The sequence below is a fragment of the Paraburkholderia sp. BR14374 genome (assembly GCF_040948685.1).
GTDB classification, from domain to species: Bacteria; Pseudomonadota; Gammaproteobacteria; order Burkholderiales; family Burkholderiaceae; genus Paraburkholderia; species Paraburkholderia youngii.
Genome location: NZ_JBFPKF010000017.1, coordinates 1 through 23,017 on the forward strand (window position 1 = coordinate 1; position 23,017 = coordinate 23,017).

Annotated in this window: 23 protein-coding genes; 14 read left to right on the top strand and 9 right to left on the bottom strand. The window is 64.3% G+C overall.

Translation table 11 applies throughout. From position 1 onward, the window contains the following. Positions 1–164 precede the first annotated feature (164 nt). Positions 165–941, bottom strand: a complete 777-nt coding sequence (locus tag AB3X86_RS28950; protein WP_368598662.1) for an enoyl-CoA hydratase — start codon at positions 939–941, stop codon at positions 165–167. Positions 942–1,075: 134 nt separating this feature from the next. On the opposite strand from AB3X86_RS28950, the gene paaN reads away from it, so the two are divergent. The 4 genes from paaN (at position 1,076) to paaK (ending at position 5,615) form a co-directional block, all read left to right on the top strand. Then, entirely contained in the window at positions 1,076–2,776 is a 1,701-nt protein-coding gene (gene paaN / locus AB3X86_RS28955) for a phenylacetic acid degradation protein PaaN (protein WP_368598663.1), read from the top strand. A 167-nt stretch (positions 2,777–2,943) separates the two neighbouring features. After that, on the top strand, positions 2,944–3,735 hold the full coding sequence (gene paaG, locus AB3X86_RS28960; protein WP_368598664.1) for a 2-(1,2-epoxy-1,2-dihydrophenyl)acetyl-CoA isomerase PaaG: 792 nt from the start codon (positions 2,944–2,946) through the stop codon (positions 3,733–3,735). 1 nt (position 3,736) lies between these two features. Next, entirely contained in the window at positions 3,737–4,198 is a 462-nt protein-coding gene (gene paaI / locus AB3X86_RS28965) for a hydroxyphenylacetyl-CoA thioesterase PaaI (protein ID WP_368598665.1), read from the top strand. Between the two features lie 112 nt (positions 4,199–4,310). Then, positions 4,311–5,615 carry a phenylacetate--CoA ligase PaaK gene (gene paaK / locus AB3X86_RS28970; RefSeq protein ID WP_368598666.1) on the top strand — a complete coding sequence of 435 codons (1,305 nt, stop codon included), beginning with the start codon at positions 4,311–4,313 and terminating at the stop codon, positions 5,613–5,615. Between the two features lie 194 nt (positions 5,616–5,809). Here the strand turns inward: paaK and AB3X86_RS28975 are convergent, their stop codons facing one another. Beyond that, positions 5,810–6,928 (bottom strand): murein transglycosylase A, encoded by a 1,119-nt coding sequence (locus AB3X86_RS28975; protein ID WP_368598667.1) that lies wholly within the window; start codon positions 6,926–6,928, stop codon positions 5,810–5,812. Positions 6,929–6,956: 28 nt separating this feature from the next. On the opposite strand from AB3X86_RS28975, the gene AB3X86_RS28980 reads away from it, so the two are divergent. After that, positions 6,957–7,118 carry a hypothetical protein gene (locus tag AB3X86_RS28980; RefSeq protein ID WP_176124326.1) on the top strand — a complete coding sequence of 54 codons (162 nt, stop codon included), beginning with the start codon at positions 6,957–6,959 and terminating at the stop codon, positions 7,116–7,118. A 145-nt stretch (positions 7,119–7,263) separates the two neighbouring features. Here AB3X86_RS28980 and apaG read toward each other — a convergent pair whose 3' ends face one another. Beyond that, complete coding sequence (gene apaG, locus AB3X86_RS28985) at positions 7,264–7,638, bottom strand: Co2+/Mg2+ efflux protein ApaG (RefSeq protein ID WP_176110233.1); 375 nt, start codon at positions 7,636–7,638, stop codon at positions 7,264–7,266. Between the two features lie 329 nt (positions 7,639–7,967). Here apaG and rpe point away from each other — a divergent pair, with 329 nt between their 5' ends. The 8 genes from rpe (at position 7,968) to AB3X86_RS29025 (ending at position 15,312) form a co-directional block, all read left to right on the top strand. Further along, positions 7,968–8,651 carry a ribulose-phosphate 3-epimerase gene (rpe, locus tag AB3X86_RS28990; RefSeq protein WP_176381164.1) on the top strand — a complete coding sequence of 228 codons (684 nt, stop codon included), beginning with the start codon at positions 7,968–7,970 and terminating at the stop codon, positions 8,649–8,651. Positions 8,652–8,658: 7 nt separating this feature from the next. Continuing rightward, positions 8,659–9,375, top strand: a complete 717-nt coding sequence (locus AB3X86_RS28995; protein ID WP_368598668.1) for a phosphoglycolate phosphatase — start codon at positions 8,659–8,661, stop codon at positions 9,373–9,375. A 376-nt stretch (positions 9,376–9,751) separates the two neighbouring features. Beyond that, entirely contained in the window at positions 9,752–11,245 is a 1,494-nt protein-coding gene (gene trpE, locus AB3X86_RS29000; RefSeq protein WP_176367423.1) for an anthranilate synthase component I, read from the top strand. Between the two features lie 13 nt (positions 11,246–11,258). Next, the gene (locus AB3X86_RS29005) at positions 11,259–11,876 is read left to right on the top strand and encodes an aminodeoxychorismate/anthranilate synthase component II (RefSeq protein WP_368598669.1); all 618 of its coding nucleotides are present in this window, start codon (positions 11,259–11,261) and stop codon (positions 11,874–11,876) included. A gap of 19 nt (positions 11,877–11,895) precedes the next feature. Then, positions 11,896–12,927, top strand: a complete 1,032-nt coding sequence (gene trpD, locus AB3X86_RS29010) for an anthranilate phosphoribosyltransferase (RefSeq protein WP_368598670.1) — start codon at positions 11,896–11,898, stop codon at positions 12,925–12,927. A gap of 18 nt (positions 12,928–12,945) precedes the next feature. After that, the gene (gene trpC / locus AB3X86_RS29015; RefSeq protein WP_368598671.1) at positions 12,946–13,731 is read left to right on the top strand and encodes an indole-3-glycerol phosphate synthase TrpC; all 786 of its coding nucleotides are present in this window, start codon (positions 12,946–12,948) and stop codon (positions 13,729–13,731) included. Positions 13,732–13,763: 32 nt separating this feature from the next. Then, positions 13,764–14,390, top strand: a complete 627-nt coding sequence (locus tag AB3X86_RS29020) for a CYTH domain-containing protein (protein WP_368598672.1) — start codon at positions 13,764–13,766, stop codon at positions 14,388–14,390. 97 nt (positions 14,391–14,487) lie between these two features. Next, positions 14,488–15,312: a uracil-DNA glycosylase gene (locus AB3X86_RS29025; protein WP_176381162.1), complete on the top strand. Its 825-nt coding sequence runs from the start codon at positions 14,488–14,490 to the stop codon at positions 15,310–15,312. 126 nt (positions 15,313–15,438) lie between these two features. Here AB3X86_RS29025 and AB3X86_RS29030 read toward each other — a convergent pair whose 3' ends face one another. From AB3X86_RS29030 to AB3X86_RS29050, 5 genes are all read right to left on the bottom strand, one after another. Beyond that, entirely contained in the window at positions 15,439–16,035 is a 597-nt protein-coding gene (locus AB3X86_RS29030) for an FMN-dependent NADH-azoreductase (RefSeq protein ID WP_368598673.1), read from the bottom strand. A 191-nt stretch (positions 16,036–16,226) separates the two neighbouring features. After that, positions 16,227–18,017: a M61 family metallopeptidase gene (locus AB3X86_RS29035; RefSeq protein WP_368598674.1), complete on the bottom strand. Its 1,791-nt coding sequence runs from the start codon at positions 18,015–18,017 to the stop codon at positions 16,227–16,229. A 145-nt stretch (positions 18,018–18,162) separates the two neighbouring features. Further along, positions 18,163–18,888: a DsbC family protein gene (locus AB3X86_RS29040; RefSeq protein WP_176110212.1), complete on the bottom strand. Its 726-nt coding sequence runs from the start codon at positions 18,886–18,888 to the stop codon at positions 18,163–18,165. 226 nt (positions 18,889–19,114) lie between these two features. After that, positions 19,115–20,287: a UbiH/UbiF family hydroxylase gene (locus AB3X86_RS29045; protein WP_368598675.1), complete on the bottom strand. Its 1,173-nt coding sequence runs from the start codon at positions 20,285–20,287 to the stop codon at positions 19,115–19,117. A gap of 87 nt (positions 20,288–20,374) precedes the next feature. Beyond that, positions 20,375–20,737: a hypothetical protein gene (locus tag AB3X86_RS29050; protein ID WP_368598676.1), complete on the bottom strand. Its 363-nt coding sequence runs from the start codon at positions 20,735–20,737 to the stop codon at positions 20,375–20,377. A 274-nt stretch (positions 20,738–21,011) separates the two neighbouring features. On the opposite strand from AB3X86_RS29050, the gene ychF reads away from it, so the two are divergent. Continuing rightward, entirely contained in the window at positions 21,012–22,106 is a 1,095-nt protein-coding gene (ychF, locus tag AB3X86_RS29055; protein ID WP_368598677.1) for a redox-regulated ATPase YchF, read from the top strand. Positions 22,107–22,184: 78 nt separating this feature from the next. Here the strand turns inward: ychF and AB3X86_RS29060 are convergent, their stop codons facing one another. Then, on the bottom strand, positions 22,185–22,661 hold the full coding sequence (locus AB3X86_RS29060) for a hypothetical protein (RefSeq protein WP_368598678.1): 477 nt from the start codon (positions 22,659–22,661) through the stop codon (positions 22,185–22,187). Positions 22,662–23,017: the final 356 nt, after the last annotated feature.

Below are 23,017 nucleotides of genomic sequence, written 5' to 3' on the forward strand. Positions count from 1 at the left end.
CCGGATCGTCAACAGGTTTTTATCACTTGCTTAACCTGCCCACGCCGCTGAAGCCCTCGCCAACAAAGGCTTCCCGCCTCTCCGCGCCCCGGCGTCCGGAGCACGAAAGAGCGGAATTCTAGTCGCCACCATCGCGATTTGCAAGCGATATTTTGACAAGCGTATTAACGGTGCTTGAAAACCGGTTTGCGCTTCTCTACGAACGCGGCCATGCCCTCCTTCTGGTCTTCGGTAGCGAAGAGCGAATGGAACAGCCGGCGCTCGAAATGCACACCCTCCGCCAGCGTCGTTTCATAGGCTCGATTGACCGATTCCTTGACCATCAGCACCGCCGGCAGCGGGAATTCCGCAATGGTGGCAGCCGCGCCAACCGCTTCGTCAAGCAGCGATGCCGCCGGGATCACGCGCGAAACCAGTCCGGCGCGCTCCGCTTCGGCGGCATCCATGAAACGGGCGGTCAAACAAAGGTCCATCGCCTTTGATTTTGACACCGCCCGTGGCAAGCGCTGCGTGCCGCCGGCGCCTGGCATGATCCCGAGCTTGATTTCCGGCTGACCGAACTTCGCCGTGTCGGCGGCGAAAATGATGTCACACATCATCGCGAGTTCGCAGCCGCCGCCGAGCGCGAAGCCCGCCACCGCGGCAATGATCGGCTTGCGGATCGAGCGAACCGTTTCCCAGTTGCGCGTGATGTAGTCACCCTTGTAGACATCCATATAGGTGTAAGACGCCATCATGCCGATATCCGCGCCGGCCGCGAACGCCTTCTCGCTGCCCGTTACGACGATTGCGCCAATCGACTCGTCGCCGTCGAATTCGCGCAACGCACCGCCCAGTTCGTCCATCAGCGCGTCGTTCAGTGCATTTAGAGCCTTCGGACGATTGAGAGTAATCAGTCCGACCCGCCCCCGCGTTTCGACCAGAATGTTTTCGTAAGCCATGCCACCTCCATAAGGGTTAATCGCACGCGAAAACGCTTCGCGCATCGTTCGTAGTGATGCTACCATTCCCCAACCAACCGGTCGGTCAATTATTTGACAGGTCCTCCCCCAACGTACAGCCGAGCCTCTTTGCCATGACACATCCGCTATTCACCAAGCACGAAGACACGCTGCACAAAGCGCTCGCCGCGCTCGAAACGCGCGGCTACTGGAGCCCGTTCGCCGAGATGCCCAGTCCGAAAGTGTACGGGGAAACAGCCAACGCGGACGGTGAAGCCGCGTTCAAGGCGCATCTAGACAAGACGTTCGACCTGGACCAACCGTCGACGGGAGAGACCGTCGGCGCCGAAGTCTCGCCGTTCGGCTTCCCGCTCGGCGTGCGTTACCCGAAAGCCGATCCGAACGCGCTTATCGCCGCATCCACGGCGGCGCAACGCGAGTGGCGCGCGGCCGGCCCGCAGACATGGATCGGCGTGAGCCTGGAAATCCTCGCGCGTCTGAATCGCGCCAGTTTCGAACTCGGCTACAGCGTGATGCACACGACCGGCCAGGCGTTCATGATGGCCTTCCAGGCAGGCGGTCCGCACGCACAGGATCGCGCGCTCGAAGCGGTCGCGTATGCCTGGGATCAACTGCGCCGCATTCCCGCCGACGCGCATTGGGAAAAGCCGCAAGGCAAAAACCCTCCGCTCGCGATGCACAAGCGCTACACCGTCGTGCCGCGCGGCATCGGCCTCGTGCTCGGCTGCTGCACGTTCCCGACGTGGAACGGCTATCCCGGCCTGTTCGCCGATCTGGCCACCGGCAACACGGTAATCGTCAAGCCGCATCCGGGCGCAATCCTTCCGCTCGCGCTGACCGTGCGCATCGCGCGAGACGTGTTGCGCGAAGCGGGTTTCGATCCGAACGTCGTCACGCTGCTGGCCACCGACCCGAACGACGGCGCCCTCGTCCAGCAACTGGCACAGCGCCCTGAGATCAAGCTGATCGACTTCACGGGCAGCACCCAGAATGGCACCTGGCTCGAGCGCAACGCGCACCAGGCGCAGGTCTACACGGAGAAAGCCGGCGTCAACCAGATCGTTATCGACTCGGTCGACGACATCAAGGCGGCCGCCCGCAACATCGCGTTCTCGCTGGCGCTGTACTCGGGCCAGATGTGCACCGCGCCGCAAAACATCTATGTCCCGCGCGGCGGCATTCGCACCGCAGAAGGCACGCTCAGCTTCGAGGAGGTCGCCCAGGCGCTTGCCGGTGCGGTGCAAAAGCTCGTCGCCGATCCGGCCCGCGCAGTCGAACTGCTCGGCGCGATCCAGAACGAAGGTGTCGTGCAGCGCATCGACGAAGCCGCCAAACTTGGCCGCGTTCTCGTCGCGAGCCAGACGCTCGAGCATCCGGCCTTTTCGGGCGCTCGCGTGCGCACGCCGCTCGTACTGCAACTCGACGCCGCGACCGATCACGCCCAGTTCACGAAAGAATGGTTCGGGCCGATCTCGTTCGTCATCGCGACGGACTCGACCGCACAGTCGCTCGACCTCGCTGGCGACATTGCCGCCGAACACGGTGCGCTGACGCTGGCGGTCTACAGCACGGACGACGCGGTGCTCGAAGCGGCGCACGAAGCGTCGATTCGCGGCGGCGTCGCGCTGTCGATCAACCTGACCGGCGGTGTGTTCGTCAACCAGTCCGCGGCATTTTCGGACTTCCACGGCACCGGCGCAAACCCGGCCGCCAATGCCGCGCTGGCCGATGCCGCTTTCGTCGCGAACCGCTTCCGTGTCGTTCAAAGCCGTATTCATGTTGAACCGAAAGCGGCGCCGGCGGTAGCTGGCTGAACGGCATAAGACACGGCTTCAACGCTACGCACGACTCCGTCCTATGCCGTTCGGCGGATGGACTGGGTCGTGCGCTCCAACTAGCATCAGACATCGGGTCGGCATCACGCGCCGACCTTGGCCGAGCCACCGTGCCATCGTCCAAAGAGAGTTTGAGGAGACACCCCATGTCATACGAAGCGATCCGGCTGGACATCGACTCATCGAGTCACGTCGCCACCATCACGCTGAACCGCCCGGACAAGCTCAACAGCTTCACGCGCGCGATGCATCAGGAACTCGGCGCGGCGCTGGACCAGGTCGAAAACTCCGGCGCCCGTGCGCTCGTGTTCACTGGCGCCGGGCGCGGCTTCTGCGCCGGCCAGGATCTCGCCGACCTCGATTTCACGCCCGGCGCGATGACCGACCTCGGCGCCGTGATCGATGAATTCTTCAATCCGCTGATCCGCCGTCTGCAGGCGCTGCCGTTTCCGGTGATCGCGGCGGTCAACGGCACGGCCGCCGGCGCGGGCGCCAATCTGGCGTTCGCGTGCGACCTGGTGCTCGCGGCTCGCTCCGCGAGTTTCATCCAGGCATTCGTGAAGATCGGCCTCGTGCCGGATTCGGGCGGCACGTGGTTCTTGCCGAAGCGCGTTGGCATGGCCCGCGCGCTCGGCCTCGCAATCACCGGCGACAAGCTCAGCGCCGAAAAAGCCGAAAGCTGGGGCTTGATCTGGCAAGTGCTCGACGACGCCGAACTGGCGCCGGCAGCGGCAAAACTCGCGGCCCAGCTCGCCCAGCAACCGACGCGCGCGATCGCCGCGATCAAGCAGGCGATGCGTGCCGGCACGACGCAAACGCTCGACCAGCAACTCGATCTCGAGCGCGATCTGCAGCGCGAATTAGGCGCCTCGCACGATTACGCGGAAGGCGTGCAGGCATTTATCGAAAAACGCGCGCCGCGCTTCGAGGGACGTTGAGATGTCCACACAAACCACCCGACCCGACCAGATGACGGCAGACGAACTCGCCCGCGCGACAGCCGCCGCAATGTACGAAAGCGACGCCTGCAGTCGCGCGCTCGGGATCGAGATTCTCGAAGTACGCCCCGGCTATGCGCGGCTGCGAATGGCGGTGCGCGACGACTTCCTCAACGGCCATCAGATCTGCCACGGCGGCTTGATCTTCACACTCGCCGATTCGACCTTCGCGTTCGCCTGTAACACCTACAACATCAATACTGTCGCGGCCGGATGCTCGATAGAGTATTTGCGGCCGGTCCACGGCGGCGACGTGCTGAGCGCCGAAGCGGTCGAACAGACATTAAGCGGGCGCACTGGAATCTACGATATTCGCGTGACGAATCGCGCCGGCGAGACCGTCGCAATGTTTCGCGGCAAGTCGGCGCAAATCAAGGGTAACCTGATTCCCACCGGCGACTAACGATTGGCGGCGGCCAGCCAGAACCGCCCACGCGGGCAATTGTCCGCGTGGCGCTCTGGCGCCAATGCGTCACATATCAGACCCAGATACTGAGGCAGCAAGGAGACATTCGATGAGCACCGCTCTTCCGCTCGATCCGATCGAGACCGCCAGCCGCGACGAGCTCGCCGCGCTCCAACTTGAACGGCTCAAATGGTCGCTCACCCATGCGTATGAAAATTCGTCGGTGTATCGGCGCAAGTTCGACGAAGCCGGCGTTCATCCGGGCGACGTTAGGTCGCTTGCGGACATCGCTCGGTTTCCGTTCACGACGAAAAAGGATTTGCGCGACAACTACCCGTTCGGAATGTTCGCCGTGCCCCAAGAGCAGATTTCGCGAATCCATGCGTCGTCTGGAACGACCGGCAAGCCGACTGTCGTCGGCTATACGGCGCGCGACATCGACACGTGGGCGAATCTCGTCGCCCGTTCGGTACGCGCCGCCGGCGCGAAGCGCGGCGACAAGGTGCACGTGAGCTACGGCTACGGCCTCTTCACGGGCGGCCTCGGCGCGCATTACGGCGCCGAGCGCGCGGGGCTCACCGTGATTCCGTTCGGCGGTGGCCAGACCGAAAAGCAGGTGCAGCTGATCCAGGATTTCCGGCCGGACATCATCATGGTGACGCCGAGCTACATGCTGTCGATCGCCGACGAATTCGAACGCCAGGGTATCGACCCGGCCAGCTGCTCATTGCGCATCGGCATCTTCGGTGCTGAGCCGTGGACCAACGACATGCGCGAGGCGATCGAAAAACGTATGGGCATCGACGCGGTCGACATCTACGGTCTTTCCGAAGTGATGGGCCCGGGCGTCGCCTCGGAGTGCGTCGAAACCAAAGACGGTCCGACGATCTGGGAGGACCATTTCTATCCCGAGATCATCGACCCCGAAACGGGCGAGGTGCTGCCCGATGGCGAACTCGGCGAACTCGTGTTCACGTCGCTGACGAAAGAAGCGCTGCCGATCGTCCGCTACCGCACGCGCGATCTCACGCGCCTGCTGCCGGGCACCGCCCGCACGATGCGGCGTATGGAAAAGATCACGGGCCGCTCGGACGACATGATGATCGTGCGCGGTGTCAACGTGTTCCCGACCCAGATCGAAGAACTATTGCTCAAGCAGCGCGCGCTGGCGCCGCACTATCAGATCGTGCTGACGAAGGAAGGGCCGCTCGATGTGTTGACGCTGAACGTCGAACCGTGCCCCGAAAGCGCGCCGGATACCGCCGCGCTAACCGCCGCAAAAAACGCGCTGGCTTACGACATCAAGGCGCTGATTGGCGTGAGCGCGGTGGTGAATGTGCTGCCGGTGAATGGAATCGAGCGCTCGGTGGGCAAGGCGCGGCGCGTGATAGACAAGCGCAAGTCGGGCCTCTAAGTCGGGCAAGATGCAACGGGCAACGACGCGCAGCGTACGAACCCAACGAAAAACGGCGTCACGCACGGATTCTGATCCACACGTGACGCCGATTTCAACGACATCTATTTAAGGCTTCGCGGTAGCCTCAAACCCGCCTTGCGAAAACTGCTGCTACTCAAACAGCACTCACGCTTCCGGCTCCGCCCCCCGCCTCACGAATTCGGCAGCAGCAACCACATCCTGCCGCCCTGCTTCATCTTGCCAGCCAGATCGCCGGCATCGTCGCCGAGGCCCCAGAAGTAGTCGGCGCGCACGCCGCCTTTGATCGCGGTACCAGTATCCTGCGCGAACACGAGACGGTTCATTGGCGAATTCGTCAGCGGCCGCGTGGTCTGCAGGAAAACCGGCGTGCCGAGCGGAATCGCGCTCGGATCGACCGCAATCGAGCGCTCCGGCGTCAACGGCACGCCGAGCGCACCGATCGGACCGTCCGCGCCGCCGCTCGGCACACTTTCGGCCGACGGCATCTCGCGGAAAAACACGAAGCGCGGATTGGTGTCGAGCAGGCCATCGACGCGCGTCGGATTCGCGCGGGCCCATGCCTTGATGCCCTGCATCGTCGCCTGCGCCGGCGTGATCTCGCCATGATCGAGGAGCCAGCGCCCGATCGACTTGTACGGCTGATTGTTGGTCCCGCCAAAGCCGACGCGCATCACACTGCCGTCTTCCATCACAATGCGCCCGGAGCCTTGCACCTGCAGAAAGAACGCTTCGATCGGATCGTCGACCCACACGAGTTCGTTGCCGCTGAGCGCGCCCGAGCGTTCGAGCTGGGCGCGCGCCGGCAACGGCGCCCCCGCGCGATAGCCGGCGGGCCAGCGGTACAGCGCGGTCTGATACACGCCGTGCCGCGTGCGCGAGCCCCGCAGCAGGGGCTCGTAGTAACCGGTGACCAGACCGTCGAGCGTGCCGTCGCTATTCGCGAGTTGGAACGGCGTGAAGTAGGCTTCGAAGAAGGCGCGCGCGCTGGTGACGTCGAGATCGTCGATTTGCGCGGCCGCCGCGCACGCACGCGACCAGTTCGGCTGACGCGCGAGCCTCGTGCAGTTTTGCCGCAATGCGGCGGTCGCGCCGATCAGCGAGTCGTCCTGCCAGCCCGGCACCTGTTGCCATGCAACCGCGGTCAGGCGCGCCGACGCGATCTGGCCGGGGATGATCGCCGCACCGCTCGGCGGTGAAGGCCGGATCGCGCCGCCGCCACCGCAGGAGGCAAGCAACACTGCAACCGACAACGCTCCGAGCCACGCGCCGGCCCTGCGGACAAAACACATACAATGTTCGTTCTTGATGGAAACCGCCATGTCTGATCTGTTCGACGAATACCCGATGCTCATCTTTGCGCTGGAATCGCTGGTCGCGCTATTCCTGCTCGTCTTTATCGTTGTGTGGACGTCGTCCGGCAAGAAAAAAGCGCGACGTGCCAGCTCGGCGGAACGGTCCCAACAGCAAAAGCCGCATTGACCTTGACCTGCGGGCTGCACGCAGAACCGCGCAACCCCTCGTGCATCGAGTGCTCGCCCGAGCGCTCATCCAACCTGCCACTCAACTGCCCGCTGCTTCGCGCGCCCACACGAACTCATTAATGACCGCGCAGGGCCGCGCCGGTTCAATGCAACGTTCGCGGCATGCGCAATACGAACTCCGGCACCGGCGCCTCGAAGCGCTCGCCATCCTCCGCCACGCAGAAATAATCGCCGCGCATCGTGCCGACCGGCGTCGCGATCACTGCCCAACTCGTGTATTCGAAGTGCTCGCCCGGTTTGAGCAGCGGCTGATGACCGACCACGCCCAGGCCTTTGACTTCCTGCACGGTGTTTTCGCTGTCGGTGATGATCCAGTGACGCGCGATCAACTGTGCAGGCACCTGGCCGGTGTTACGGATGGTCAGCGTGTAGGCAAAGGCGTACTGGCGACGCTCCGGGTCCGATTCTTCGGGCAGGTATTGCACCTGCGCCGACACGCTGAATTCGTACTGGCTCATCCTGATTCCGATCTGATCAAACGGGCTGTGAAAAATCGTGGGAGGCCCCCGAACGCCAATGGTCTGCCGGTGCAGCGGCGATGCGGCGCTCATGGAGTGGCATTCTGCTTGATGCGCGGCATGGCCGCAACCAGACGCGCCTTCCGACCAGGAGTGTCTAAGACGTTGGGACACGGCTGCTGGCCGCGGCGCCTCTCGATGCCGTTCTTGCGACGGCACATTGCGACGTTTCATCGCGCGATTCCGCCACGCCAACCGCGGCCAGCGCGCCGGTCCGCACGCGCAAAAACGGTAAAATGGCGCTTTCCCGCTTGCATTCGCCCCCCGTCATGACGCAATTTCGCATCGCCCCCAGCATTCTCTCCGCCGATTTCGCCCGTCTGGGTGAAGAGGTCCGCAACGTCGTCGCTGCCGGCGCCGACTGGATCCACTTCGACGTGATGGACAACCACTACGTGCCGAACCTGACCATCGGCCCGCTCGTTTGCGAAGCGATCCGACCGCACGTCGACGTGCCGATCGACGTGCACCTGATGGTGCGCCCGGTCGACCGCATCGTGCCGGACTTCGCGAAAGCCGGCGCGAACCTGATCAGTTTTCACCCGGAAGCGTCGGATCACATCGACCGCACGCTATCGCTGATCCGCGATCACGGCTGCAAGGCCGGCCTCGTGTTCAATCCGGCGACGTCGCTGAACTATCTCGATCATGTGATGGACAAGGTCGACCTCGTGCTGATCATGTCGGTGAACCCGGGCTTTGGCGGGCAGTCGTTCATCCCCGAGGCGCTCAACAAGCTGCGCGAAGCGCGCAAGCGCATCGACGCGTACAGCGAGCGCACCGGCCGCGAGATCCATCTCGAAGTGGACGGCGGCGTGAAGGTCGACAACATCGCGCAAATCGCAGCGGCCGGCGCGGACACGTTCGTGGCCGGCTCGGCGATCTTCGGCCAGCCTGATCACAAGGTCGTGATCGACAAGATGCGCGCCGCCCTCGCCACCGTCCAGCGCTGACCCGACGATGACTGCTCCGTACCCCGTCCCGTCCTTTGCCGGCCCGCGCCTCGAAGCCGCGATCATCGACCTCGACGGCACGATGATCGACACCGCCGACGACTTTACCGCCGGTCTGAACGGCATGCTCTCTCAGCTAGACGCGGAGGAAACGACGCGCGAGGAAGTGGTCGGCTATGTCGGCAAGGGTTCGGAGCATCTGATCCGCAGCGTGCTCGCCCCGCGCTTCGAAACCGAACACGCGCAAGAGCGCTTCGACGAAGCGCTCGCGATCTATCAGGCCGAGTACGCGAAGATCAACGGCGTGCACACGCGGCTTTATCCAGACGTCGAAGCCGGTCTGCGCGCGCTGCGCGACGCGGGCCTGAAGCTCGCCTGCGTGACCAACAAGCCGCACCGCTTCGCGCTCGAATTGCTGCAGCAATACGGACTCGCGCAGTATTTCAGCGTCGTGCTCGGCGGCGACAGTCTCGCGAAAAAGAAACCGGACCCGCTGCCGATGCTGACCGCCGCCGCTCAACTCGGCGTCGAACCGAGCGCCACGGTCGCAATCGGCGACTCGGAAAACGACGCGCTGGCGGGCCGCGCGGCCGGTATGGCGACGCTGACCGTGCCCTACGGCTACAACCACGGCCAAGCTATACAAACAATAAAATCCGATGGTATAGTTGCCTCGCTGCTCGACGCCGCCAGGGCGATCGCAGCGCATCAATCCACGACTTAACAGTCCTTCATCCTCATGTTTCTGAATAAAAAACGGAGTCTGATTAGCATCGACCGGGGAGCCTGGCCCTGGCGTCGCTGGTCGCGCTAACCTCGCCTGAGGTACGCTGAAGCTCGTCTTCGGCAACCGTTTTTTACTTCGCTGCGCTTACGCGCTTCTTCCATCGTCTTATATTTGCGCTGCTGCTTCGGCTGATTGAGCCTGCGCGTACCCGCAAGGTACCGTTGCTCACCCGCACCGCTCGCACGCGCCGATGGAAGACCCGCGCCGGTCGGTATTATCGTGTCGAGAATGTCGACCCATGCCCTGACCGGAGGCGCTTCGCCCCGCTTTGCCCGACGCTTGCTGCCGCCGGACCACCGTACAGGATCGGAACATGACCGAACTCGAATTCCAGTCCCTCGCCAACGAGGGTTTCAACCGCATTCCGCTGATCGCCGAAGCGCTCGCCGACCTCGAAACGCCGCTGTCGCTTTACCTGAAGCTCGCGCAGACCGAGCGCAACGGCGCAAACTCGTTCCTGCTGGAATCGGTGGTCGGCGGCGAACGCTTCGGGCGTTATTCGTTCATCGGGCTGCCGGCGCGCACTCTCGTGCGCACGCGCAACGGCGTGTCGGAAGTGGTGCGCGACGGCAAGGTCGTCGAAACGCACGACGGCGATCCGCTCGCCTTCATCCAGCAGTTCCAGGCACGCTTCAAGGTCGCGCAACGCCCGGGGCTGCCGCGCTTCACGGGCGGTCTCGCCGGCTACTTCGGCTATGACGCGGTGCGCTACATCGAGAAGAAGCTCGCGCACAGCGCGCCGAAAGACGATCTGAACCTGCCCGACATTCAGTTGCTGCTGACCGAGGAAGTCGCCGTCATCGACAACCTCGCCGGCAAGCTCTATCTGGTCGTCTACGCGGACCCGACCCAGGCCGAGGCCTATACGAAAGCGAAGCACCGTCTGCGCGAACTGCGCCAGCGGCTGCGCGTCACCGTCGAGCCGCCCGTCGTGTCGGCTAGTGTGCGCACCGAGATCTACCGCGAGTTCGCGAAAGACGATTACCTGGCCGCCGTGCGCAAGGCCAAGGAATACATCGCCGCCGGCGAACTGATGCAGGTGCAGGTCGGCCAGCGCCTGACCAAGCCGTACCGCGACAATCCACTGTCGCTGTATCGCGCGCTGCGCTCGCTGAATCCGTCGCCGTATATGTATTACTACAACTTCGGCGACTTCCACGTGGTCGGCGCGTCGCCGGAAATCCTGGTGCGCCAGGAAAAGCGCGGCGAGGACCGTATCGTCACGATCCGCCCGCTCGCTGGCACGCGTCCGCGCGGCAACACGCCCGAGCGCGACGCCGCGCTCGCGACCGAACTGCTGAACGACCCGAAGGAAATCGCCGAACACGTGATGCTGATCGACCTCGCGCGCAACGACGTCGGCCGCATCGCGCAGATCGGCTCGGTCGTCGTGACCGACAAGATGGTGATCGAAAAATACTCGCACGTGCAGCACATCGTCAGCTCGGTCGAAGGCAAGCTCAAGAACGACATGACCAATTTCGACGTGCTGCGCGCCACCTTCCCGGCCGGCACGCTGTCGGGCGCGCCGAAGGTCCGCGCGATGGAGCTGATCGACGAGCTCGAACCCATCAAGCGCGGCCTCTACGGCGGGGCGGTCGGTTATCTGTCGTTCACCGGCGAGATGGATCTGGCCATCACGATCCGCACCGGCGTGATCGCGAACGGCAATCTGTATGTGCAGGCGGCCGCGGGCGTGGTCGCCGATTCAGTGCCGGAATCCGAATGGCAAGAGACCGAGAACAAGGCGCGCGCGGTGCTGCGCGCTGCCGAGCAGGTCCAGGACGGCCTCGATAGCGACTTCTGACCGGAGACACACCATGCTGCTCATGATCGACAACTACGACTCGTTCACCTACAACCTGGTGCAGTACTTCGGCGAACTCGGCGAAGACGTGCGCACCTACCGCAACGACGAAATCACACTCGATGAAATCGCCAGGCTGAACCCCGAGCGCATCTGCCTGTCGCCGGGTCCGAGCAATCCGCAACACGCGGGCATCACGCTCGACGTGCTGCGCGAATTCTCCGGCAAGACGCCGATTCTCGGCGTGTGCCTCGGCCACCAGGCGATCGGCGAAGCGTTCGGCGGCCGCGTCGTGCGCGCGCAAACCATCATGCACGGCAAGGTCAGTACGATCGAAACCGACTGCAAGGGCGTGTTCGCGGACCTGCCGAAGCATTTCACGGTGACGCGCTATCACTCGCTCGCGATCGAACGCGAATCGCTGCCCGACTGCCTCGAAGTATCGGCATGGACCGAAGACGGCGAAATCATGGGCGTGCGCCACAAGGAACTCGCCGTCGAAGGCGTGCAGTTCCACCCGGAATCGATCCTCTCCGAACACGGCCACGCGCTGCTCGAAAACTTCGTCAAGCAGTCGAAGCTGGCCGTCGGCGGCAAGGCTGCGCATCATCCGGCTTTCCGCAATGCCTGACCAGAAGAGAGACGAGACCATGTCCATTACGCCCCAGGAAGCCCTGCAGCGGACCATCGAGCACCGCGAGATTTTCCACGACGAAATGCTGCACCTGATGCGCCTGATCATGCGCGGTGAGCTGTCACCGGTGATGTCGGCGGCGATCATCACCGGCCTGCGCGTCAAAAAAGAGACCATCGGCGAAATCACCGCGGCCGCCACGGTGATGCGTGAATTTGCCCGGCACGTCGACGTGCAGGACAACTCGAACTTCGTCGACATCGTCGGCACCGGCGGCGACGGCGCGCACACGTTCAACATTTCCACGGCGACGATGTTCGTATCGGCCGCGGCCGGCGCGAAGGTCGCGAAGCACGGCAATCGCGGCGTCTCGAGCAAGTCGGGCAGCGCGGACGTGCTCGAGGCGCTCGGCGTCAATATCGATCTGCAGCCGGAGCAGGTCGCCGAATCGATCGCGGAAACGGGCATGGGCTTCATGTTCGCGCCGAACCATCATCCGGCGATGAAAAACGTCGCGCCGGTACGCCGCGAGCTCGGCATCCGCACGATCTTCAACATCCTCGGGCCGCTCACCAATCCAGCCGGCGCGCCGAATCAGCTGATGGGCGTGTTCCACCCCGACCTCGTCGGCATTCAGGTACGCGTGATGCAGCGCCTCGGCGCCAGGCACGTGCTCGTCGTGTACGGGATGGACGGCATGGACGAAGTGTCGCTCGGCGGCGCCACGCTGGTCGGCGAGTTGCGCGACGGCGAAATCCGCGAGTACGAAATCCATCCGGAGGACTTCGGCATGCAGATGGTGTCGAATCGCACGCTGAAGGTGGCCGACGCGAACGAGTCGAAGGCCATGTTGCTCGACGCGCTCGACAACAAGCCCGGCGTCGCGCGCGAGATCGTCACGCTGAACGCCGGCACCGCGCTCTATTCGGCGAACGTCGCGGCCACGATCGCGGACGGCATCGTGCTGGCGCGCGAAGCGATCGCGAGCGGCAAGGCGCGCGCGAAGGTCGACGAACTGGTGCGCTTCACCCAGCAATTCAAGCAGTAATCACGTAGCGAGACATTTATGAGCGACATTCTCGACCGCATCATCGCGGTCAAACGCGAAGAAATCCGGGCGGCCGAGCAGAGCGTGCCTCTCGAAGCATTGCGGCTCGAAGCGTCGTCGCGCGATCTGCGCGACTTCGTCGGCGCAATCCGCGCGAAGCACGCGGCCGGTCTCGCCGCGGTGATCTCCGAAGTGAAGAAGGCAAGCCCGTCGAAAGGCGTGCTGCGCGAGCACTTCGTGCCGGCCGACATCGCACGTTCGTATGAAAAGCACGGCGCGGCGTGTCTGTCCGTGCTGACCGACGTGCAGTTCTTCCAGGGCAGCGTTGCCTATCTGCAGCAAGCGCGCGCCGCGTGCCAGTTGCCGGTGATCCGCAAGGACTTCATCGTCGATCCGTATCAGGTCGTCGAAGCGCGCGCGATGGGCGCCGACGCGATCCTGCTGATCGCCGCCGCGCTCGAAACCGCCGAGATGCAGGACCTCGAAGCGCTCGCGCATTCGCTCGGTCTCGCGGTGCTCGTCGAAGTGCACGACAGCGATGAACTCAAGGAAGCGCTGACGCTGAAGACGCCGCTGATCGGCATCAACAACCGCAATCTGCGCACCTTCGAGACCTCGCTCGACACGACGCTCGCCATGCTCGAAGCGATTCCCGACGACCGCATCGTCGTGACCGAATCGGGCATCCTGTCGCGCGACGACGTCGAGCGCATGCGCGCGCGCAACGTGCATACGTTCCTCGTCGGCGAGGCTTTCATGCGCGCGGACGAGCCGGGCGTGGAGCTTGCGCGGATGTTTTTCTGAGCACGGCGCTCGCATAAGCAAGGACACGTACCATGAGCATGGAACGCGAAATCAAGCTGGCACTGCCGGCTTCGCAGGTGCAGGCGGCGACAGAGTGGTTCGCCGCGCGCGCCGGCGGGAAAGGACGCGCGATCAAGCTCGTGAACATTTACTTCGACACGCCGCAGTTGACGCTGGCGTCATCGAAGAGCGCGCTGCGTCTGCGTCAGACGCCGGACGGCTGGCTGCAGACCTTCAAGACGGTCGGCACGGCGACCAACGGCTTGCATAGCCGGCACGAATGGGAAATGCCGGTCGCCGGCGCGAAGCTCGAAATCGATTCGCTGCTGCGCGCCTGCGACGAACCCGCCGCCGCGGACGCTCTGAAACAGGCCGCGCCTGCGCTGATCGAGCTGTTCCACACCAATTTCACCCGCACGCTCTGGCTGCTCGACACCGACGGCGCTCAGATCGAGGCAGCGATCGATCAGGGCGACGTGCTCGCCGAACTCGACGATCAAGCGCGCCGCGCGCCGATCTCGGAGATCGAACTCGAACTGAAGTCGGGCGACGAAGCGGCGCTTCACACGCTCGCCGCCGAACTCGGCAAACGGATTGCCGGCCTCGCACCGGATGACATCAGCAAGGCGCAGCGCGGCTATCGGTTGCGCGCGGGGTAAGCGCGGGATGGGGGTGGGTTGCCGAAACCCGCGGCACCTCATGCGCTCGCTCGCCGCAACTTGAGCTAGCCAGCGTTTGCTGCGACACTTCCCCGCCATGACCTCCGCTACCCGTACCCGCTCCAGTTCGCCGCAGGCGTCGTTGTTCGACGATGCCGCGCCAGCTCCCGCCGCAGCCTCGGCCGACACTACCTCCGCCGCCCCGCCCACGCTCGAAGCCCAATTCGCCGCGCTGCCGGCGGCTTGGCGTGCGCATTTGAAACCCTTCATCGACAGCGACACCTACGCGCCGCTGTGCCGCTTCGTCGACGGCGAGCGTGCCGCCGGCAAAACCATCTATCCGGCCGACGTGTTCCGCGCGCTGCGCCTGACGAGTCCCGACGAAGTGAAAGTCGTGATCCTCGGCCAGGACCCGTACCACGGCGAAGACCGCGGCACACCGCAGGCGCACGGTCTCGCATTTTCGGTCGCGCCGCACGTGCGGCCGCCGCCGTCGTTGCGCAACATCTTCAAGGAAATCGGCGCGAGTCTGGGTCACGCAACGCCGCAGCACGGGTGCCTCGACAGCTGGGCCAGACAGGGCGTGTTGCTGCTGAACACGGTGCTGACCGTCGAGCGCGACAGCGCCGCGAGCCACGCGAAACGCGGCTGGGAAAAATGCACGGACACGCTGATCCACGAACTGGCGACGCGGCATCAGAACCTCGTGTTCATGCTGTGGGGCGCGCATGCGCAGGCCAAGCGCGCGCTGCTTGGCGGCAAATCGCACTATGTGTTGGAGGCGCCGCATCCGTCGCCGTTGTCCGCGCATCGCGGCTTTCTCGGTTGCGGTCATTTCGCGAAGGCGAACGAATATCTAATGCAGCACGGCCGCGAGCCGATCGACTGGCGTCTGCCGGACGACGCGCAAATGCTTGCGTGAAGGCGTCGCCGTCGGAAGATGTCGATACCAAGCGAAAACGCCACGGAGGGTGAACCCATCCGTGGCGTTTTTTATTTCACCGCTTGCGCCGCATCGAAGCGGCGCAATGCGGCACGGCGAAGCCGCTTAAACCGCGGCGATCGCTTCGCGTGCCGAGCTCAGCGCGGCGGTCGCGGCGTCCGGGCCCATGTTCAGGCCTTCGGCGTAGATGAAGTTCACGTCGGTCATGCCGAGGAAGCCGAGGAAGCTCTTCAGATACGGCGTCTGGCTATCGTTCGCCGTGCCCAGATACTTGCCGCCGCGCGCCGACACGACGTAGACCTTCTTGCCCGTCACGAGGCCTTCCGGGCCGTTCACGGTGTAGCGGAACGTGATGCCCGCACGCGCGATGAAGTCGAAGTACGTCTTCAGTTGCGACGAGATGCCAAAGTTGTACATCGGCGCGCCGATCACGATGATGTCGGCGGCTTGCAGTTCGGCGATCAGCGCTTCGCTGCGCGTGGCGATCTCGGCCTGTTCCGGCGTGCGCTGCTCGGCCGGCGTGAAAAACGCGCCGAGCACGGCGTCGTCGAGGTGCGGCAGCGGTTCGGCTTGCAGGTTACGGACGACGACTTGCGCGCCCGGATGCGACTGTTGCAGCTTTTCGGTCAGTTCGTTGACGAGAAGTGTCGAGTTCGCGCCTTGCGAACGGGCTGCCGAGTTGATTTGCAGGATCGTGGTCATGGTTGACTCCAGTAGGGGCGCGCAGTGTTGCGCGAGTGGAGCCATTGTGTTTTTTTACCGAGCGGCGAAAAAGCCGTCCGCCGGCGACGGATTGTTGCATGGATAGAACAATCCACTGCCCTCCTCCGCCGACTAATGACGGGACTGGCGACGATCGGTGGACCGCCCGGTGCGGCCCACCGCCACGCCGTTCACTTCGTCAGCCAGCGCTCGAGGGCTTTGCGCGCGGCGGGACGGTGATCGCTGACCGTGAGCTTGTAGCGCGCCACTTCGGGACCGTCGAGCTTCACCTGCGTGACCCGCAGCTCATCGCGGCGGAACGCGTGCACCTCGACTTTCGCGCCCGGCTGGTAGCGCGCCAGCAGCGCATCGATATTCCCGCCGGTCACGCGCAGGCCATCGAGCGCGATCAGCACGTCGCCAGCGGAAAGGCCCGCTTTCTGCGCGGCACTGCCCTCGTGCACCGTCGCGAGCGCGCAGTCCGCGCCGCCGCGCAGCCGCACGCCGAGCGACGGCTTGCCGTTCTTGTCGACGTCCGGCGCGAGCGTCACGCCGAACGGCGCGAGCAACGCGTCGAGCGGCAGATCGCGCGTGCCGCGCACGCCCTCGGCGAACAGTTCGGCGAGTTCCGCGCCGCTCGCTTCCGCAAAAATCGCCTCGATCTCGCTTTCGTCGACGCCGACCGGCTTGCCGCGATAAAAATCACGGCCAAAGCGCTTCCACAGCAGACGCATCACGTCGTCGAGCGATTTCTGATTGCCGGTTTGCGCGCGGATCGTCAGATCGAACGCGAGCGCGATCAGCGAGCCCTTCGTGTAATAGCTGACGATCGCGTTCGGCGCGTTCTCGTCTTGCCGGTAGTACTTGACCCATGCGTCGAACGAGCTTTCGGCGACGCTCTGCTTCAGGCGCCCGCTGCCGCGCTGCACGCCGCCGATCACCTTGCCGAGCAGGCCGAAATAGTCGTCCTGCGAGATCACGCCGCTGCGCACGAGAATCAGGTCGTCGTAATACGACGTGAAGCCCTCGAACAGCCACAGCAGCGACGTGTAGTTTTCGACGCCGAGGTCATACGGCGCGAACACGGCAGGCTTGATCCGCTTCACGTTCCACGTGTGGAAATACTCGTGGCTGCACAGACCGAGATAGGTCCGGTAGCCCTCGCTCATCGCATCGCGGCCCTGCACCGGCAGATCGGTGCGATTGCAGATCAGCGCGGTCGATGCGCGATGCTCGAGACCGCCGTAACCGTCGGTGACGGCCTGCGTCATGAACACGTAGCGCTCGACCGGCGCCTTCTTCGATTTCGGTTCGAACAGTGCGATCTGCGCCTCGCAGATGCGCTTCAGGTCGCGGCACAACCGCTCCATGTCGAGCCCGATCACACGGCCGCCGATCACGACGTCGTGCGGTACGCCGTGGGATTTGAACGTCGCGAGCGCGAACTCGCCGAGCGTCACCGGATGGTCGACCAGCTCGTCGTAGTTCTGCGCGCGGTACTCGCCGAAGCCGTAGCGCCGGGTGCCGCGCGCTTCCGGCAGCGCGGTCGCGACGCGCCAGTCGCGATACGCGGCGCCCTGCGGCTTCTGGATATCGACCACGCACTGTGCCTCTTCATGGCCGAGCGGCGACAGGAACACGCTCGTGCCGTTGAAAAAGCCGATGGTGTCGTCCAGATGCGCGGCGCGCACCGACATGTCCCATGCGTACACCTCGTAGCGCAGCGTCAACGCTCCCTTGACCGGCGCGGCCTGCCACGTGTGCTTATCGACCTTCTCGACGCGCACCTTGCGGCCCGCGTCGTTGACCGCGCGCAGCGTCACGATGTTGCGCGCGAACTCGCGCACCATGTAGCTGCCCGGAATCCACACCGGCAGCATGAAACGCTGGCCGGCCGGATCGGGATCGGCGACGGTCACGGTGACTTCGAACAGGTGGGCGGCGGGGTTACTCGGAACGATGGTGTAGCGTATCGGCTTCATCGGCGGCGTTTGGGAGTGTCAGGAGAGTGAGGCGAAGAAGTTCGGGGCTCGATGCGAAAGGAGGCGCTGCGTGCGCCTCCTTTCGTTTGAACGTTGCATCTGTTGCGCGCCTGAGGCGTGCGGAGCGCTGCGTGCAGCGCGCGGCTCAGTGCACCGCCGACAGTTCCTTGTCGAGCCGGTCGGCCGGCACCGCGCCGGGCAGGCGGCGGCCGTCGGCGAGGAACACCGTCGGCGTGCCCTCGACGTTCATCGAACGGCCGAGCGCGAGGTTCTTGTCGATCGCGGCGGTGTCGCAGGTGGCGGCGGCGGTCGGCGCCTGACGGTCCTGCATCCACGATTCCCACGCCTTCGCGCGATCGGCCGAGCACCAGATCGACTTCGACTTGGCCGTCGAATCCGGCGACAGCACCGGGTACAGGAAGGTGTAGACCGTCACGTTATCGATCGACTGCAGCGTTTTTTCGAGCTGCTTGCAGTACGGGCAGTTCGGATCGGAGAACACCGCGATCTTGCGCGCGCCGTTGCCGCGCACGACCTTCACCGCGTCGCCGAACGGCAGGGTCGCGAAGTCGATGCGGTTGGTTTCCGACAGGCGTGCCTCGGTCAGATTCTTGCGCGTCTTCGAGTCCACCATGTCGCCGAGCATCAGGTAGTCGCCGCTCGCATCACTGTAAATGATCTGCGTGCCGAGGTTCACTTCGTACAGGCCCGCGATCGGCGTCTTCGACACGCCCTTGATCGTCACGTCGGACAGACGGTTTTGCAGGGTGGCTTTGAGCTTGTCGGTGGTCTGGTCGGCCTGCGCCGAGCAGCCGAGCGTGACGGCAGCGATCGCGAGGGCGGCGGCGGCGATGCGGAAAGTCTTTTTCATGCTGGAGTCCTGGGGGGTCATTCGCGCACCTGCGCGTTCGTTACGTTCCGGCCGCGCGCTTTCGCCGCCTCTCGGTTCGATCAGGCTCGATCAGGTTCGATCAGGTTCGATCGGGTTCGGATAAGGGCCGGATAGGGGCGGATCGCAGCGCGTCGATCCGGTCATGATACCTGTCGCGGGCGCCCGTGACCGGCCATCGGCTATCCGCGCGACGCCTCGTTGCGGTTTACCCCAGCGCGGCCGACACGAGCCAGCGCTTGATGAACGGCTGCGCGCCGACGAACGCCATGCCGGTATTGCGCACGACGCGCGCGAGCGGACCGGGCACCGAAAACAGTTTCTGCAGGCCGTCGGTAGCGATCATCAGCGCGCGGATGTCTTCGCGGCGCGCGCGTTCGTAGCGACGCAGCAGCACCATGTCGCCGAGATCGCGAAACGACTCCTTGCCGCCGATCGTGCTCGCGAGCGCGGCGACGTCGCGCAAGCCGAGGTTCATGCCCTGCCCCGCCAGCGGGTGGATCAGATGCGCGGCATCACCGACCAGCGCGACACGCGGCGCGACCAGCCGGTCGACGGTTTGCAGCGCGAGCGCGAAGCCCTGCGCGGGCGTGACACACTCGAGCGCGCCGAACTGTTCACCGCTCACGCGCTCGACTTCGGCAGCGAGCCGCTCGGGATCGAGCGCGAGCAATTGCTCGGCGTGTTCGGTGCGGGCCGACCAGACCAGCGACAGGTGACCGTCCGGCATCGGCAGCAACGCGATGATCTCGCCGTCGCGGAACCACTGATACGCGGTTTCGCCGTGCGGTTTCGCTGCCTTGAAATTGGCGACCACGCCGATCTGCCGGTAGTCGCGGCGCACCATCTTCGAGCCGATCTGCGCGCGCACCCACGAGTGCGCGCCGTCCGCGCCGACTACCAGGTCCGCTTCGAGCACGTTGCCGTTCGCGAGGCCGATGCTCGCGCTGTCGACGGAGAAATCGAGTGCCTGCGCGCGCGTGTCGATCCATGTCAGGTTCGGCTGGAAGCGCAGCGCGGCATCGAGCGCGCGCTCGATCACCGACGACTCGACGATCCACGCAAGCTGCGGCACCGATGCCTGAAACGCGGAGAAATGCAGTTCGGCGTGCGCGTCGCCGTAAACGCGCATGTCGTAGACGGGACCGAGCCGTGAGTGATCGAGCGCCTGCCAGACCCGCAGCCGTTCGAGCAAGTCCTGCGAACTCGACGACAACGCATAGACGCGCGAATCGAAGGCAGCACCCGCCGGCAGCACCGCGCAAGGCTGCGCGAGCAGTGCGACGCGCAGTCCGGCTTGCGTGAGCGCGAGCGCCGCGGTCTTGCCGACGAGCCCGCCGCCGATCACGGCGGCATCAAAGGTCTGGTGATGTGCGTTCATGCGCGCATTATAGCCGCGGGGGGTGCGGGGGACGGATCGACGGGCGCGGGCATCTGGGCTCCATGCGCGGGCCCCTGATGGGTCGTGCTAACGCGTCGCGGCGCTCGCCGCGAGCGCCGCGTTCGCCTCGCGCATGCGCATGAAATCGCGATCGGACGAGAGGTTGCGCCATGCGGCCGCCTCGAGCTCGGCCTTGCGATCGCGCTGATCGCTGCGCACCGCGCAGTCGGGGAACACGCGGTCGAACACGCTCCACAACGAGCCGTAGTCGTTCTTGTCAGCGAACCGTGCGATGTCGGCGCAATCTTCGTGCGACAGGTGGGTCGACAGGCAGTCGATCGTCTGACGGTCCGTGGTTGCCTGGGCTTCGTCGAAATCCGGCGCGACCCATGCCGCGACCACGCCCACCACGATCGCGGCGGCGACGCCAATTCCGACCCATCTCATCATTCGCACGCTGGTCCCCCGGAAATGGAGCTCTGCCGGCTTTGAACAGCCGATTCTACAGTGGCGATGCGCAAATGCGCCGCCCGGTCCGCGCGGGCGAACGGGTTACAATTGCGCTTTCCGTGAAAACTCGCACTCAATCGTCGAGCCAACGCCCCGATTCGGTGACTTGTCCGCTCCGCTGAGCCTGCCGCGCCCCTCCTAACGCGAAGGCTTTCCGAATCCGCGCGCAGCGTCGAGCGCATCACGCAACCTACTGATTCACTGAAGGATTTCCATGAGCCTCCAATGCGGCATCGTCGGCCTGCCTAACGTCGGCAAGTCCACCCTGTTCAACGCACTCACGAAGGCGGGCATCTCCGCTGAGAACTATCCGTTCTGCACGATCGAGCCGAACGTCGGCATCGTCGAGGTGCCGGACACCCGTCTGAAGGCCCTTGCCGAAATCGTCAAGCCGGAACGCATCCTGCCGGCGGTGGTCGAGTTCGTCGACATCGCGGGACTGGTGGCCGGCGCGAGCAAGGGCGAAGGCCTCGGCAACCAGTTCCTCGCGAACATCCGCGAAACCGATGCGATCACACATGTCGTGCGCTGCTTCGAGGACGACAACGTGATTCACGTCGCGAACAAGGTCGATCCGCTGTCGGACATCGAGGTGATCAACACCGAACTCGCGCTTGCCGACCTCGGCACCGTCGAAAAGGCGCTCGCGCGCTACTCCAAGGCGGCCAAGTCTGGCAACGACAAGGAAGCCGTGAAGAACGTGGCGGTGCTGGAGAAGGTCCGCGCGCAACTCAACCAGGCGAAGCCGGTCCGCGCGCTCGATCTGAGCGATGAAGAAAAGGCCACGCTCAAGCCTTTCTGCCTGATCACCGCGAAGCCGACGATGTACGTCGCCAACGTGAAGGAAAACGGCTTCGAGAACAATCCGCACCTCGACGCGGTCACGAAGTTCGCGGCCGCGGAAGGCTCGCCGGTCGTGGCCGTGTGCGCGGCGGTCGAAGCGGACATCGCCGACCTCGATGAAGCCGACAAGGAAGTCTTCCTCGCCGACATGGGCATGGAAGAGCCGGGCCTGAACCGCGTGATCCGCGCGGGCTACAAGCTGCTCGGCCTGCACACCTACTTCACGGCCGGCGTGAAGGAAGTGCGCGCGTGGACGATCCACATCGGCGATACGGCGCCGAAGGCGGCCGGCGCGATCCACACGGACTTCGAGCGCGGCTTCATCCGCGCGCAGACGATCAGCTTCGCCGACTACATCACTTACAAGGGTGAACAAGGCGCGAAGGAAGCCGGCAAGATGCGCGCGGAAGGCAAGGAGTACGTCGTGCACGATGGCGACGTGATGAACTTCCTGTTCAACGTGTAAGAGCGAAGCGGCGCACACAGCGCTGCCCGAGTAAGGCCCGCGAACCCTCAGGGGTTGCGGGCTTTTTTTGTTTGCGCGCTACGGTTTGCGCAGTGCGTCGAGACAACGGGACTTGATGTGCGGATTTGCAGTGGTGATCGCCGAGACAGCGTGCAATGCTTTGGCCTTGTAGTTTTTCGGCGCATCGTCAATAAACGGAATACCGCACACACGTGATATCGCCAGAACGTGGCCATCGCCTTCGAGCGGGTCTACGACCTTCAAGACCGCCGCGGGATTTCTCGGCAACGCATAGGCAAGAGCGATTCCCAACCCTTCCGCGTTGGCACCGTCGGCCCCGACAGCCAGTTTGGGCGCAAGTGCGACCCAATCTGCGCGGCCTGTCCCTATCTGCTCGAAAAGCCTATCGACAGCCGCTTCGTCCAACGACCTGAAAAACGCGCTCGCCCCTTGCCGGCCGATCGCCGCTGATACCTCGGCGGGCGTGTTGCTTTGCACGGCCCCCACCGCTGCTGACGCACACACCAAGATCAGGAGTGCAAGGAGTTTCTTCATCGTTCTACCCGAAGCTGGTGGTCACCGCTTAACCAGATTCGCTCGCGGACGGCGCGATGCATCCGTTCGACGCGTTACCCGGATGACTCTTGCTGTCGCCGTGAATGAAGAAGGCATTCCTGCCGGCGGATACTCGGGCCACGTCCAAGCCATGTTAAACACCTCAGTATCAGAGCGCGTTACCGAGCTTACGGCATTTGCAGACGGGCGAATGTCAAAAGTGGTAATGGTCGCGCAAACACATCTATGCGGCTCCATGCAATGAGCTGGATCGCCGACGATCTTCCCGAATAGAGTCCCATTTATTTCCTTTCCATGACAGCCGATGCTAAATTTCGGCTTCCGGCGCGCCGCCA